This is a genomic window from Thiobacillus sp. (genome assembly GCA_024235835.1).
Lineage (GTDB): Bacteria > Pseudomonadota > Gammaproteobacteria > Burkholderiales > Thiobacillaceae > PFJX01.
The window spans coordinates 619,819-632,872 of sequence record JACKLQ010000001.1 but is presented as its reverse complement, the minus strand read 5'-3'; the positions used below and the strand labels follow the sequence as shown (position 1 = coordinate 632,872).

Sequence of the window (13,054 nt, the reverse complement as noted above, 5' to 3'; positions counted from 1 at the left end):
ATGACAGACAGCATCAAGGTGGTGGACCTCTATACCGACGGGGCCTGCAAGGGAAACCCGGGCGTGGGGGGGTGGGGCGTGCTGATGCGCTACGCCGACCACGAGAAGACCCTTTGCGGCGGGGAAGGTGACACCACCAACAACCGCATGGAGCTCCTTGCCGTCATCGAGGGGCTGAAGGCCCTGAACCGGACCTGCCGCGTGAGGGTGCACACCGATTCCCAGTATGTGCAGAAGGGCATATCCGAGTGGTTGCCCAATTGGGTCCGGCGGGGCTGGAAAACCGCGGGCGGTGGAACGGTGAAGAACAAGGACCTGTGGCAGGCCCTCCAGCGGGAGGCGGGCCGACATGAGGTGGAATGGCATTGGGTGAAGGGGCATGCCGGCCATGTCGAGAACGAACGGGCGGACGCGCTGGCCAATGAAGGTGTGCGTCAGATCATGGAAAGGACACGTTGATGCGTCAGGTGGTTCTGGACACGGAAACCACGGGCCTGGATCCCGCCCTGGGACACCGGGTGATTGAAATCGGTGCCGTGGAACTGCTCAACCGCCGTTCGACCGGCGGCACCTTCCACGTCTACCTGAACCCCGATCGGGCCATCGATGCGGGCGCGGCGGCGGTGCACGGCATCACCAACGAATTCCTGGCGGACAAGCCGCGCTTCGCGGATGTTTCGGCCGAATTCCTGGATTTCGTGCACGGCGCGGAGCTGGTCATCCACAACGCCCCCTTCGATGTGGGATTCCTGAATGCCGAACTGAAGCGGCTGGATGAATCCCCCCTGACCCATATTTGCGGCGTCCTGGACACCCTTAAGCTGGCGAAGGAAATCCATCCGGGGCAGAAGAACAATCTGGACGCCCTGTGCAAGCGCTATCAGGTGGACAACTCGGGGCGGAATTTCCACGGGGCCCTCCTGGATGCCCAGTTGCTGGCCGAGGTTTACCTGTCCATGACCCGGGGCCAGGAAACCCTCGGCATCGATGCGCTGGACCAGCCAGGGGAGCGGTTCCAGGCAGCGATAAGGCCGGTCAGGCGGGGGCGGCTCAGGGTCCTGCGCCCATCGGCCGGGGAATTGGCCGCCCATGCCGACTACCTGGCCGCCCTTGGCAAGGCATGTGGGGAGGTAAAGGAGTGGTGAAGATGAAGATCATGCAAGCCGGCTGCGTATGGCTGCTATCGTGCCTGGCCATGCATCATGCCGTGGCCAAGGAACTTTCCGAACTGGATTTCCTGGGCACGGGAGAAATGCGGGTGCTGAGCGCAAGCCGCCTGGACCAGCCCATCATGGATGCGCCCAATGCCATCACGGTGCTGGACCGCGCCACCATCGAGGCCAGTGGCTACACCAGGATATCCGACCTGTTCCGTCTGGTGCCCGGCATGTACGTGGGCCATTCCAAGGGCTGGTTCCATAACGTCACCCATACCATGGCGGACGAGTTCGCCCGCCGCATGCAGGTGCTTGTGGATGGCCGTTCCGTGTATCTGCCCAGCATCGGCGGTGTGCGTTGGGACACCTTGCCCCTGTCCATCGACGATATCGAGCGCATCGAGGTGGTGCGGGGTCCCAATGCAGCCACCTTCGGGGCCAATGCCCTTACCGGGGTGATCAACATCATCACCCGGCACCCGGACGATGTCTCGGGACCCATGCTGCACCTCATTACCGGCGACCACAGCCTGGGCGAGGCCTGGTTCCGCTGGGCCGGCGGCGGGGACACGTTCAGCCATCGCCTGACCCTGGGCACTCGCGAGGACGGCGGATTCCGCACCCAGCATGATGACGCCGTCTCCAAGGTCATCAATTACCGGGGCAACCTCCGCATCGACGGCGCCAGTTCCTTGGGCCTCCAGGCCGGACTGCTGCAGGGGAGGCGGGGCGACGGGGAGGTGGCAACAGGCATCACCATCCTGGATGCCCTGGACCAGCCCCACTGGCAGGACGTGGAGAACGCCTACGTTCAGGGCGATTACCAGCGAACCCTGGGAGAAGACCAGCAACTGTCCTTGAAGCTGTATTTCGCCGAAGAGGCTTCCGAAGCCGATGTGCCTTTGCGTGCCGGCAATTTCCTACTGTCCGCCGCGCCGCTGATCGCGCTCAACATTCCCGCCGGCAGCTACTACGAATCGGACCTGGCGTCCCGGCGACTGCACATCGAAGGGGAGTGGGATGCCCAGTTGGGTCCGGGCCAGCGCACCTCGGTCGGCGCCTACCTGCGCCGGGATTCCGTCAGATCGGAAATTTATTTCAATACCCGCGAATGGCTGGAAGTGAATTCCTGGGGCGTGTTCGCTCACCTTGAACAGCGGCTTTCCCGGTCCTGGCTGCTGAATGCCGGCGCGTTCTGGGAGGACTATGAACTGGTGGGGGGCAAGCTCTCTCCCCGCGTTGCCCTGAACTGGCAGCCGGATCCGCGCCATACGGTCCGGTTTGGCGTCTCAAGGGCGTATCGCAACCCCGTGTTGTTCGAGTCCAGGGCGGACACGAATTTTTCGTTGCTGGCCGCCAACGGGGTCCAGTTCTTCAAGCTGGGCTCCCTGTTCCTTTCCAGCGGCGCCGCTGAACCCGAGGAAGTTCTCAGCTACGACATATCGTATCTGGGCAACTGGCCAGGCCAGGGCCTCTCCCTGGATGCAAGGGTGTTCCGCGAGCGGGTCAGCGACTACATCAGCGCTGAGCGTGTACCCGGCGTGATCTACCGGGATTTCTTCAATATCGGCAGGACTATCCAGGAAGGCATGGAACTACAGGTCAAGTGGCAGCCTCGAAATAGTACGCAGATCCTCGCGAACTATGCCTTTTTACGTATCGACAGCAACTTCGACGAGAAGCGATATTCCCCATCACACCTTGCGGGAGTGCACTTCATGCAGACTTTGTCCGGAGACATAGGCTTCACGCTGTCGCATTACTGGACCTCCGCCTTCGAGCCCATCGGGCAGGATCCCCTTCCCGCCTCGAGGAGATGGGACGCACGCCTGGCCAAGGGCTTCAACCTGGGGACGGCTCAGGCTCAACTGGCGCTAGGCGTGGAGAACGTCGGCGACAGCTATCTTGAGTTCTCTCCGGATCCTGACAACCGATTCGACACCCGCGGCTACGTCCATTTCAAAGTGGATTTCTAGTCGCCCGCGTCTACGAAGGGGGAGACCAGCTGGTGCGCTGGGTTTTCGCTTTTCTCCTTGCGCTGGTGTCATGGGGCGCCATGGCGGAGGGGCATATCTATCTGCTTCTCAGCGGCACGGACGCTGTCTATGAAGACGCGGCCAATGAATTTCGCGAGGGGCTTGGCAAGGATCACCGGATTGTGACCCGTGATGTCGGGGAGGTGAGCGCCGAGTGGATAAAGAGCATATCCAGCGATGAAAACCTGATCGTTCCCGTCGGCTTGAAGGCGGCCCGCCTCGTGGCCTCCAGCCATGGGGGTCACGGGGCTGTTTTGGCCCTGATGGTGCCGCGGATAACCATGGACAAGTTGCGCTGGCCGGACGCGCTCGTTCCGGGCAGGTTGTCCTTTGTATATATCGACCAGCCTCTGGAACGCAGCTTATCCCTGCTGGAGACATTGATGCCCCAACGCAGGCGGCTCGGTGTGATCGTCTCCCGCGAAAACGAAGGTTCCCTGGGAACTCTGAAATCGGAAGCCTTACGCCGGGAGCTGGCTTTGAGCGCGACAACAGTGGATGAGGCTGGCGAGGTGGGGCCGGCCTTGCGCCGCGCCCTGGCCAACATCGACGCGCTGTTGCTGTTGCCGGATGCGGTGGTGCTTAATCCGGCGAACATCCAGAGCCTGCTCCTGGCCAGTTACAGGTTGCGCGTACCGGTGCTGGGTTTTTCTCCCGGCCTGGTCAAGTCAGGTACCGTGGCGGCAGTCTTTTCCACCCCGGAGCAGATAGGCCGACAGGGCAACAGCATGGCCCGGCGCTGGCTCGGGGAGCGGCAATTGCCAGGCCCCCAGCATGCCTCGGAGTTCTCCCTGGGGATCAACCATTACGTGGCGCGATCCCTCGGCCTGTCCCTGCCGCCGGAGACCGAGGTGGCCAGACAACTGGGGGCTAGCCCACCACCTGGTACCCGCCGTCCTGAATAGCCCGTGAAATGGCCTCCCTGTCACACAGGGAGGGGTCATGGCTTACATCGACGCGACCCGTGGCCAAGTCCACCTGAATGGAAGCGATGCCGGGCAGGGCGGAGACCAGGTTCTTGACGCTGTTGACGCAGCCCATGCAGCTCATGCCGCCTACGGTCAGGGTCAGGGTGTTCATGCGCTGTCTATCCGTCTGTTCTGGTTGAGGAAATCGGTGAGCCTGCCGCCGGCGTCGTACACGCCCCGACTGGTCACCGAGTGTTGCAGGATCTGAAGTGCCACCTGGGTGCGCCGCATCTGTTCCTCCATGAGGCGGCCGTTGACCTTGTTCAGGCGATCCGATGCATGGACCAGTTCCTCCAGTCGCAGCCAGGCCTGGGGAGGAGGCGCCTGGCCGAATAGTCGCTGCCTCAGGTCGGCCAGGCCTTGCGGATTATCCGTACCCGCCAGCTTCGCCAACCGCAGCCAATGGGTCGCCAGCATGCGATGCGTTTCATCCCGCCTGGGCAACATGGCCGCCAGCTTCTCCGCATCCTGGCCAGCCAGCGCCATGGCTTCCTCCTCCAGGAACTGGCAGAAAGTCCCCAGGGTTTGTTCCAACTGGGCCAGCGCATTCTCCAGGTTGCCGATCATCGGTTGTTCATGCTTCGCAAATGCTCGATGGTCTCGTTGATGAGCCCTTCGGCCACGGCTTCGTCATCAACCTTGAAGGTGCCGTCCGCGATGGCCTGGCGAATGGACGCAACTTTTTCCGGGTCCGAGATTTCCAGCTCGGCCAGACGGTTTTCCAAGTCTCTCAACTTGCCTGCTTCACCGGTCAGTTCCACTTGATCATGAACTCCTAGCTGTCGGGTCGGGCTGGTGGTGGCACGACCTTTACCGCCCCTGGCTTCCTTCACCCGGGGCGGTGCCTCAGCTTTCATTGAGTTGTCGATTTTCATTGGCTGTTCCCCCTAGTAGCCTGAATACATATCGGCAGCCGGGCCTAATCCTTTAACCCGGTTTGAACATCTTGGCGAGAGAGGTACCCCAGGCGGCTGCCAGGGTGGCCCGGCCCAAAGGGCCAGGGCGGAAAAGCTCAAGGGCGGATTTCCACATCGCCCGAGGGTGTGGCCATGCCGCGCACGATGCGGCCCGTGGGCATTTTCACCTGCACGGAACCGCCGGCCTGGGCGGCATTGAGGGCCTTGCCTTCCTGGGAGACGCTGAAGCCCGTACCCTGGACCCGCACCCTTACCTTGGACCCGGCCTGGATGACGTTGGGCAGGATCAGGTCGTGGATGAGGATCGGCTGGGCGGCGTTCATGGGCCTTTGGGTGGTGGAACCCGGGGGGACCTCCCTGACGTAGGCACCGGGGTCCTGTTCGTAGCGCACATTGGCCAGCGTAACGTCCTCCGGGCCCAGCAGGTGACGGGCTGGCAGGGGTTGCCGTGCCGTGAGGGCGGGGCCGGTGAGCTGAACCTGATAGGTGAGATACAGGGACCACGTGGCCGGGGCAATGCATTTCATGCCCAGCGACCCTCCGCTCCACAGGCGTGCGCCCGCGGGCAGGAAGAACCTGGCCTCCGCGCAGGGGCCAAGTCGCAGCCGGCTGTCCAGGGGGCCCAGCTCAACCCGGGCCAGGGCGTCGGGAAAGGCCTGTTCCACCTGCCGGGCCAGCCAGGCGCCTGCGTCCTGGCGCCAGGCCTGGACAGGCTTGCCTTCGGCCTGGGCGGGGGGCATGGCCAGCAACGCCAAAAATGAGAACAGCCAGAGGGGGGGGCGGGTATCAGGAAGGGGCATGGGGCGAGGAGTGGCTATGGCGCATATGGGTACAAGACGCTTAAATTGCGACAAAGTTTACCGAGACTGCCATGGACAGGCCTACCCAACCCGCCGAAATCGCCCGAGAAGCCATCCGCCTGCTGGCCTCCCGCCGCAAGCCGCCCACGCCGGAAAATTTCCAGCGTGCCTACCGGGAAGTGGCGGGCGCGGAGGCGGAAGTCACGGTAGATGACATCGACGGGACGGAAACCAGGCCCGAGGCCAACTGGGCGACGCTGATGCGCGGGCTGGTCAAGCAATGGGATAGCCGTCAGGCGGGCCTGACCCAGACCCGCAAGCGGGAAATGCTGGAGCGGGTACTGATCAACTTCGGCAACAACAGTCCGCTGCTGCATGAAAAACTCACGGCCCTGACCCACTCCTGGGCAGGCAGTGGCACGGCGGAAAACCTGTTTGATGACGCGGTGCCCGAACCGCCGGACGCAGCAGCTGGGCCCGTCGAGGCCGGGGCTCCCGCTTCGGACGCCCCGGCCCTGGTCAGCACCCTGGCCGACCACCTGCGGCAACTGGCGGACACCTGTGACCCCATCTGGCCCGAACTGGCCCAGCGGGCCGGCGCCCTGTCGCGATCCCTGTCCGGACTGAGCGCACTCTCGCCCGAGCAGTTCGAGTCCTGGTCTGCCCTGTGGCGGGAGATCCTCATGCGGGCCGAGGATGACCACGAGTTGTCCGCAGGACTGAAGCGCCTGGTGGGCCTGCTGTTTCTGAACATCGGCGAACTGGTGGGAGACGAGGCCTGGCTCTCGGGCCAACTGGCCGCCATGCAGAACGTCATGGCGGGTGACCTCCAGGCCGAGGCATTGCTGGAGGCGGAACGCAGCCTGCGGGAACTGGCCTACAAGCAGGGGGTGATCAAGGGCAGCCTGGACGAGGCCAAGGCCAAGCTGAAGACCCTCATCACCACCTTCATCGACCACATCGGCGAAATGAGCCGCAGCACCGACGGCTACCATGCCCGCATCGGAGAGTATTCGGAAAGGATCAGCCAGGCCTCGGACATCACCGAGCTGGGGGATGTGGTGGAAGGCCTGTCCGCCGATGTGACCAGCCTGAGGGATGCCCTGGGCAAGAGCCACGCGGAACTGGTGGCCGCCCGGGGGCAGGCGGAAGACGCCCAGGCCCGGGTCCACGAACTCGAACTGGAACTCGCCCAGGTCTCCAACCTCCTGCGGGAAGACCAGCTCACTGGCGCCCTGAACCGTCGCGGCATGGAAGAGGCTCTGGCGCGGGAACTGGCCCGGTCCGAGCGGATGGATGCCCGCCTCTCCGTCGGCCTGCTGGACATCGACCACTTCAAGAAGCTCAACGACACCCTGGGCCACCAGGCCGGCGACGAGGCCCTGCGCCATCTGGCCCAGGTGGTGAAGGCCCTGTTGCGGCCCACGGATACCCTGGCCCGTTACGGCGGCGAGGAGTTTCTCATCCTACTTCCCAATACGGGCTTGGAAGAGGCAGCGGAAGTGCTCAAGCGCGTGCAACGGGCCCTGACCAAGCAATTCTTCCTGCATGACAACGAACGGGTGCTCATCACCTTCAGCGCCGGCGTCGCGGAGCGCCAGGGGGAGGAGGGCAGCACCGCCATCGTCGCCCGGGCCGATGCGGCCATGTACCGCGCCAAGCAATCCGGCCGCAACCGGGTGGAGATGGGGTAGGTGTTTGGTAAGTAGGAAGTAGGAAGTAGGAAGTAGGGGGAGGCTGCTGGGCGAATACGCTTTTCCCCATCCCCCATCCCCCATCCCCCATCCCCGTTCGCCACTCGCCACTCGCCACTCGCCACTCGCCACTACCCGGCAACTTTTGCCGCACCGGGCACGACTTGCCGGGCACGCATGCCGGTTTTCCTGTAAGGGCATTCGCATCCAATATAAATCAATGTGATAGCGCGTATTCTTGCGCTGGCACGCCAATTGCTCACCCAGGCTTAGTACTACGCTGCCAATTCTTGGCCCGGAGCCCGGATGCTGAACAAGATCGACAAGGAAATCGCCTTCGTGCAGTCCGCCCTGAACCTCAGGGCGCGGCGGCAGGAGATGCTTGCGTCCAACCTGGCCAATGCCGATACACCCAACTACAAGGCCCGGGACCTTGATTTCGCCTCCGCCCTGCGCAGTGCCATGGGTGCCGCCGGCGGCCTGGGCGGTCCACTGGCCATGCAGCGCAGCCATGCGGGCCATCTCGACGGCGCCGGGGCTGGCAGCAGCGCGGCTGCCGGCATGAAGTACCGTTCCGCGGTGCAGCCCAGCCTGGATGGCAACACCGTGGACCTGGACGTGGAACGGGCCCATTTCGCCGACAACGCCCTGCATTACCAGTTCCTGCTGGATCGTGCCGCAGCCGCCTTCAGCACCATGAAGCTGGCCGTGGGGTCGGAAAGATAGTCCTGAGGGAGCCCGCTGAATGAGCATGACCAACGTCTTCCACATCGCCGCCTCGGCCCTCACGGCCCAGTCCATGCGGCTCAACGCGGTGGCTTCCAATCTGGCCAACGCGGATTCCGCCCATGCCTCCACGGGGGAAGGCTACAAGGCCAAGCAGGTGTTGTTCCAGGCCGTGCCCATGAGTGGCAGCGCCCCCTGGGCCCAGGGCGTGCGCATGAAGGAAGTGATCGAGGACCCCGCGCCGCCGCGACTGGTGTACGACCCCAAGCATCCCCTGGCGGATGCCAAGGGTTATGTGGCCTACCCCAACGTGGACCCGGTGGAGGAGATGGTGAACATGCTCTCCGCCTCCCGTTCCTACCAGACCAATACCGAAGTGATGAGCACGGCCAAGTCCCTGATGCAGCGGACCCTGGCCGTAGCCCAACCCTGATGTGGCCGAGGAATAAGACATGACCGTTGCTGCGACCCAAGCCAACTATTCAGCCGAAGCGGCTGCCGCCATCAACGGCAATGCCGTCGGGGGCTCCACATCCAGCGTGCAGGAGATGAGCGACCGGTTCCTCAAGCTCCTGGTGACCCAGCTCAAGAACCAGGATCCCATGAACCCCATGGAGAACGCCGAGCTCACCACGCAGCTGGCCCAGATGTCCACGGTGGAAGGCGTGAACAAGCTGAACGACAGCCTGGATGCCCTCAACGCCCAGTTCCGCGCATCCCAGGTCATCCAGGGGGCCAGCCTGGTGGGCCACCAGGTGCTGGCTGAAGGCGACTACCTGCCCATGGCCAACGGCGCTGCGGTGGGCGGCGTATCCCTGGACGGCAAGGCGGACAGCGTCAAGGTGGACATCTTCGATGCCAACGGCAACCTTGTGAAAACCCTGGACCTGGGCAAGCAGGACGAGGGCCTGGTTCGCTTCGTCTGGGATGGCAAGGACACCGGAGGCAACCCGCTGGCAAATGGTGACTACAGCTTCCAGGTGGCTGCCACGGCGGGCGGCAAGGACGTGGCCGCCACCAGTTATGCACTGGGCCAGGTCATGAGCGTGGCCCTGAAGGACGGCACCATGGAGGTGGAGGTGTCAGGCCTTGGCAACATGGACATGGGTCAGATCAGGCAGATTTTCTAATACCCCCAGCCCCCCCGAGGGGGTGATGAACAAGCTCGGGGCGGCCTTTCGTTAAACAGAGGAGAGAGAGATGGGATTTCAACAAGGCTTGAGCGGGCTCAACGGGGCGGCCAAGAACCTGGATGTCATCGGCAACAACATCGCCAACGCGTCCACGGTAGGCTTCAAGTCCTCGGCAACCCAGTTCGCCGATGTCTATGCCACCTCCCTCTACGGGGCAGGCGGCCTTCAGGTGGGCATCGGCTCCAAGGTGGCCGACGTGGCCCAGCAGTTCAACCAGGGCAACATCAGCACCACCAACAACCCCCTGGACCTGGCCATCAGCGGCGAGGGCTTCTTCCTGATGAACCAGGGCGGGGCCACCGCCTACACCCGCAACGGCCAGTTCCACCTGGACAAGCCGGACGCCAACGGCCTCAGCTACATCATCAACAACCAGGGCCAGCAGCTAATGGGCTACGGCGTGGACGCCAACGGCAACATCGTCACCGCCAGTCCCGGGCCCTTGCAGATCACCTTTGCCGACATCGCGCCCAGCGCTACCCAGAATGTCTTTCTGGTGGCCAACGTCGATTCCACCGAGGCCCAGCCCGCGGGAGCCTTTTCCACGGCGAATGCCGCCACCTACAACGCCGCCACCTCGGTGACGGTGTATGACTCCCTGGGCAATTCCCACGCCCTTACGCTGTATTTCGTCAAGACGGCGGTGGCGAACGTCTGGGAGATGTATGGGGACATAGACGGCACCGGTATCGCCAACGTCGACTTCGACGGCGCCGCTTCGGTTGTCCTCGCGGCGGGCGACCCCTTGACGCTGACCTTCGACGCCACGGGCGCCCTGCAGACCGCCATGCCCATCGCGGGCATGGAAGTGGCCGTGAGCACGGGCGCCAACGACCCGCTGGCCTTCGACCTGGACCTGACGGGCACCACCCAGTTTGGCAGCCAGTTCGGCGTCAACTCCGTTTCGCAGGACGGCTTTTCCTCAGGGCGCCTGGCAGGTCTATCCGTGGCCGATGACGGCACCATCGAGGGCCGCTACACCAACAGCCAGTCCAAGACCCTGGGCCAGGTGGCCATGGCCTATTTCGCCAACACCCAGGGCCTGCAGCCCATCGGCGACAACCTGTGGGTGGATTCCGCCGAGGCGGGCCAGGCCGTCATCGGCGCACCTGGCAGCGGCGTGCTGGGGGGCATCCAGTCCGGCGCGGTGGAGGAATCCAACGTGGACCTCACCGCCGAACTGGTGAACCTCATCGTGGCCCAGCGCATGTACCAGGCCAACGCCCAGACCGTGCGGGCCCAGGACCAGATCCTGCAGACCCTGGTCAACCTCAGGTAAGCGGTGAATGGCTAGCGCTAAGCGGAGCACAGCATGGATCGCGTGATCTACATCGCCATGACCGGGGCGCGGGAGGTTACCCGCCAGCAGGCGGCTGTATCCAACAACCTGGCCAACGTCTCCACCCACGGTTTCAAGCAGGAACTGAACGTGTTCCGCGCCCTGCCGGTGGTGGGGGAGGGGGCGAAGACCCGGGCCTTCGTGCTGGAAACCACCCCCCGCAGCGACTTTACCAGCGGCGCCATCCAGGAGACTGGCCGGTCCCTGGACGTCGCGGTAAGGGGCGAGGGCTGGATCGCCGTCCAGGACGCCAAGGGCCAGGAGGCCTACACCCGCATGGGTCATCTGCAGGTAAGCGTCAACGGCCTGCTGCAGACCACCAACGGCTACAACCTGCTGGGTGAGGGCGCGCCCATCGCCGTGCCGCCCGAGCAGGACGTACTCATCGGCAAGGACGGCACCATTTCCACCGTGCCCGTGAGCCAGAACCGGAATGCGGTGACGATCGCCGGGCGCATGAAGCTGGTGAATCCACCCGAGGCCGACCTGGTGCGGGGCGAGGACGGTCTGTTCCGCACCAAGGACGGCCAGCCCGCCCTGGCCGACGCCAACGTCCAGGTCGTCTCCGGCGCCCTGGAGACCTCCAACGTGAACCCCGCCGAGGCCCTGGTTTCCATGGTCAGCCTGGCGCGGCAGTTCGAGATGAACATGCGCGTCCTGCGCGCCGCCGATGAAAACCACCGCAGCGCCGACAAGGTGCTCTCCATGAACGGCTGATAGGAATACCCAATGCTGCGTTCCCTGCACATCGCCCGCACCGGACTGGAGGCCCAGCAGACCCAGCTGGACGTGATCTCCAACAACCTGGCCAACGTCTCCACCACGGGCTTCAAGCGCGGGCGGGCCATCTTCGAGGACCTGCTGTACCAGACAATCCGCGGGGCGGGTGCCAATTCCAGCCAGCAGACCCTGCTGCCCTCCGGGTTCCAGCTCGGTGTCGGCGTACGCCCCGTGGCCACCGAGCGCATCCACACCCAGGGCAGCCTGCAGCAGACGGGCAACGCCCTGGACGTGGCCATCAACGGCCGGGGCTTCTTCCAGATCCAGATGCCCGACGGGTCCGTCGCCTACACCCGGGACGGCTCCTTCCAGGTGAACGACCAGGGCACCCTGGTCACCGCCAGCGGATACATCCTCCAGCCCCAGATGCAGATACCCCAGGACGCCCTGCTGGTCACCATCGCCCGGGACGGCGTCGTGTCGGCCACCCAGCCCGGCAACCCCAACACCATCACCCAGCTGGGCCAGATCCAGCTGGCCACCTTCATCAACCCCACTGGCCTGCACAGCGTTGGCGAGAATCTCTACCAGGAGACGGCCGCCTCCGGCCCGCCCCAGGTGGACAACCCGGGCAACAACGGCATCGGCGTGCTCAACCAGAGCTTCGTCGAGACATCCAATGTGAACGTGGCGGAGGAACTGGTGAACATGATCGTCACCCAGCGGGCCTATGAACTTAATTCCCGCGCCATCACCACTTCGGACCAGATGCTGCAGCGTCTGACCCAAATCTGAGGGCGTGGGGTGAGGAGCACGTCATGAGAGCCATCGCCCTGCTTGCCGCCACCATCCTGCTTGCCGGCTGTGCCGCCACGCCCGAAACTCAGATCAGAACCCCCCTCACGGCCCGTCCCCAGCCGGCCGCCCCGCGGGCGGACAGCAACGGCGCCATCTTCCAGGCTGCCGCCAGCCAGGCCAGGCCGGGCATGGGCCTGTTCGAGGACCGCAGGGCCAAGCGGGTGGGCGACATCCTCACCGTGAACCTGGTAGAAAAGACGGAAGCCAAGCGCAAGTCCGAAACGACTGACGAACGCAAGGCCAACGGCAGCATCGACATCCCCTCACCCACGGTGCTGGGACGTTCCTCGAGCCTGCTGGGGGCCACTAGCTGGGACCCCTCGGCGTCCAACAAGATCGAGCTGAAGGACAACGAGACCAACACCAACGAAGTGAAGGGCTCCATCACCGTCACCGTGGTGGAGGTGCTGGCCAACGGCAACCTGCTGGTGGCGGGGGAAAAGCAGGTGCGCGTGAACCAGGACACGGAGTACATCCGCCTGGCCGGCGTGGTGAACCCCAACCAGATCACGGCCGGCAACACCGTCAACTCCACCCAGATGGCGGACGTGCAGCTGGAGTCCACCAATTCCCAGAAATTCGACAAGAGCCAGATGGCGGGGATGCTCGCACGCTTCTTCCTGACCATCCTGCCGTTCTGAGGAGG

General features: G+C 64.2%; 16 protein-coding genes. 12 read left to right on the top strand and 4 right to left on the bottom strand.

Features of this window, described 5'->3' with window-relative positions; translation table 11 throughout:
• Genes rnhA through H6935_03100 form a run of 4 tightly spaced genes read left to right on the top strand, consistent with a single transcriptional unit; the run spans position 1 to position 4,098 of the window.
• Complete coding sequence (rnhA, locus tag H6935_03115) at positions 1-459, top strand: ribonuclease HI (protein MCP5277333.1); 459 nt, start codon at positions 1-3, stop codon at positions 457-459.
• The gene (gene dnaQ / locus H6935_03110; protein ID MCP5277332.1) at positions 459-1,145 is read left to right on the top strand and encodes a DNA polymerase III subunit epsilon; all 687 of its coding nucleotides are present in this window, start codon (positions 459-461) and stop codon (positions 1,143-1,145) included. Before rnhA ends, dnaQ begins: the two co-directional genes overlap by 1 nt.
• A 2-nt stretch (positions 1,146-1,147) precedes the next feature.
• Entirely contained in the window at positions 1,148-3,133 is a 1,986-nt protein-coding gene (locus H6935_03105) for a TonB-dependent receptor (protein ID MCP5277331.1), read from the top strand.
• A gap of 32 nt (positions 3,134-3,165) precedes the next feature.
• Positions 3,166-4,098, top strand: a complete 933-nt coding sequence (locus tag H6935_03100; GenBank protein ID MCP5277330.1) for a hypothetical protein — start codon at positions 3,166-3,168, stop codon at positions 4,096-4,098.
• On the opposite strand, the gene H6935_03095 is transcribed toward H6935_03100, so the two are convergent.
• The 4 genes from H6935_03095 to flgA all read right to left on the bottom strand — a co-directional run bounded on the left by H6935_03095 (position 4,064) and on the right by flgA (position 5,818).
• The gene (locus H6935_03095) at positions 4,064-4,273 is read right to left on the bottom strand and encodes a heavy-metal-associated domain-containing protein (protein ID MCP5277329.1); all 210 of its coding nucleotides are present in this window, start codon (positions 4,271-4,273) and stop codon (positions 4,064-4,066) included. The genes H6935_03100 and H6935_03095 overlap by 35 nt on opposite strands.
• Positions 4,270-4,728: a flagellar export chaperone FlgN gene (gene flgN / locus H6935_03090; protein MCP5277328.1), complete on the bottom strand. Its 459-nt coding sequence runs from the start codon at positions 4,726-4,728 to the stop codon at positions 4,270-4,272. Before flgN ends, H6935_03095 begins: the two co-directional genes overlap by 4 nt.
• Entirely contained in the window at positions 4,725-5,036 is a 312-nt protein-coding gene (gene flgM, locus H6935_03085) for a flagellar biosynthesis anti-sigma factor FlgM (GenBank protein MCP5277327.1), read from the bottom strand. The genes flgN and flgM overlap by 4 nt, the downstream gene beginning before the upstream one ends.
• A gap of 137 nt (positions 5,037-5,173) precedes the next feature.
• Positions 5,174-5,818 (bottom strand): flagellar basal body P-ring formation protein FlgA, encoded by a 645-nt coding sequence (gene flgA / locus H6935_03080; protein ID MCP5277326.1) that lies wholly within the window; start codon positions 5,816-5,818, stop codon positions 5,174-5,176.
• A 131-nt stretch (positions 5,819-5,949) separates the two neighbouring features.
• On the opposite strand from flgA, the gene H6935_03075 reads away from it, so the two are divergent.
• The 8 genes from H6935_03075 to H6935_03040 all read left to right on the top strand — a co-directional run bounded on the left by H6935_03075 (position 5,950) and on the right by H6935_03040 (position 13,049).
• On the top strand, positions 5,950-7,572 hold the full coding sequence (locus tag H6935_03075; protein MCP5277325.1) for a diguanylate cyclase: 1,623 nt from the start codon (positions 5,950-5,952) through the stop codon (positions 7,570-7,572).
• A 306-nt stretch (positions 7,573-7,878) separates the two neighbouring features.
• Positions 7,879-8,298 (top strand): flagellar basal body rod protein FlgB, encoded by a 420-nt coding sequence (gene flgB, locus H6935_03070; GenBank protein ID MCP5277324.1) that lies wholly within the window; start codon positions 7,879-7,881, stop codon positions 8,296-8,298.
• Between the two features lie 19 nt (positions 8,299-8,317).
• On the top strand, positions 8,318-8,731 hold the full coding sequence (flgC, locus tag H6935_03065; GenBank protein ID MCP5277323.1) for a flagellar basal body rod protein FlgC: 414 nt from the start codon (positions 8,318-8,320) through the stop codon (positions 8,729-8,731).
• Between the two features lie 19 nt (positions 8,732-8,750).
• A complete protein-coding gene (locus tag H6935_03060) occupies positions 8,751-9,428 on the top strand; it encodes a flagellar hook assembly protein FlgD (GenBank protein ID MCP5277322.1) in 678 nt (225 codons plus the stop codon).
• 70 nt (positions 9,429-9,498) lie between these two features.
• Positions 9,499-10,770 (top strand): flagellar hook protein FlgE, encoded by a 1,272-nt coding sequence (gene flgE, locus H6935_03055; GenBank protein MCP5277321.1) that lies wholly within the window; start codon positions 9,499-9,501, stop codon positions 10,768-10,770.
• A gap of 33 nt (positions 10,771-10,803) precedes the next feature.
• On the top strand, positions 10,804-11,547 hold the full coding sequence (gene flgF / locus H6935_03050; GenBank protein MCP5277320.1) for a flagellar basal-body rod protein FlgF: 744 nt from the start codon (positions 10,804-10,806) through the stop codon (positions 11,545-11,547).
• A gap of 12 nt (positions 11,548-11,559) precedes the next feature.
• Complete coding sequence (gene flgG / locus H6935_03045) at positions 11,560-12,345, top strand: flagellar basal-body rod protein FlgG (GenBank protein ID MCP5277319.1); 786 nt, start codon at positions 11,560-11,562, stop codon at positions 12,343-12,345.
• A gap of 23 nt (positions 12,346-12,368) precedes the next feature.
• A complete protein-coding gene (locus H6935_03040; GenBank protein ID MCP5277318.1) occupies positions 12,369-13,049 on the top strand; it encodes a flagellar basal body L-ring protein FlgH in 681 nt (226 codons plus the stop codon).
• Positions 13,050-13,054 lie beyond the last annotated feature (5 nt).

Coding starts and splice junctions, on each gene's coding strand:
- rnhA (MCP5277333.1), top strand. CDS start 1: ATGACAGACAGCATCAAGGTGGTGGACCTCTATACCGACGGGGCCTGC.
- dnaQ (MCP5277332.1), top strand. CDS start 459: ATGCGTCAGGTGGTTCTGGACACGGAAACCACGGGCCTGGATCCCGCC.
- H6935_03105 (MCP5277331.1), top strand. CDS start 1,148: ATGAAGATCATGCAAGCCGGCTGCGTATGGCTGCTATCGTGCCTGGCC.
- H6935_03095 (MCP5277329.1), bottom strand. CDS start 4,273: ATGAACACCCTGACCCTGACCGTAGGCGGCATGAGCTGCATGGGCTGC.
- flgN (MCP5277328.1), bottom strand. CDS start 4,728: ATGATCGGCAACCTGGAGAATGCGCTGGCCCAGTTGGAACAAACCCTG.
- flgM (MCP5277327.1), bottom strand. CDS start 5,036: ATGAAAATCGACAACTCAATGAAAGCTGAGGCACCGCCCCGGGTGAAG.
- flgA (MCP5277326.1), bottom strand. CDS start 5,818: ATGCCCCCCGCCCAGGCCGAAGGCAAGCCTGTCCAGGCCTGGCGCCAG.
- H6935_03075 (MCP5277325.1), top strand. CDS start 5,950: ATGGACAGGCCTACCCAACCCGCCGAAATCGCCCGAGAAGCCATCCGC.
- flgB (MCP5277324.1), top strand. CDS start 7,879: ATGCTGAACAAGATCGACAAGGAAATCGCCTTCGTGCAGTCCGCCCTG.
- flgC (MCP5277323.1), top strand. CDS start 8,318: ATGAGCATGACCAACGTCTTCCACATCGCCGCCTCGGCCCTCACGGCC.
- H6935_03060 (MCP5277322.1), top strand. CDS start 8,751: ATGACCGTTGCTGCGACCCAAGCCAACTATTCAGCCGAAGCGGCTGCC.
- flgE (MCP5277321.1), top strand. CDS start 9,499: ATGGGATTTCAACAAGGCTTGAGCGGGCTCAACGGGGCGGCCAAGAAC.
- flgF (MCP5277320.1), top strand. CDS start 10,804: ATGGATCGCGTGATCTACATCGCCATGACCGGGGCGCGGGAGGTTACC.
- flgG (MCP5277319.1), top strand. CDS start 11,560: ATGCTGCGTTCCCTGCACATCGCCCGCACCGGACTGGAGGCCCAGCAG.
- H6935_03040 (MCP5277318.1), top strand. CDS start 12,369: ATGAGAGCCATCGCCCTGCTTGCCGCCACCATCCTGCTTGCCGGCTGT.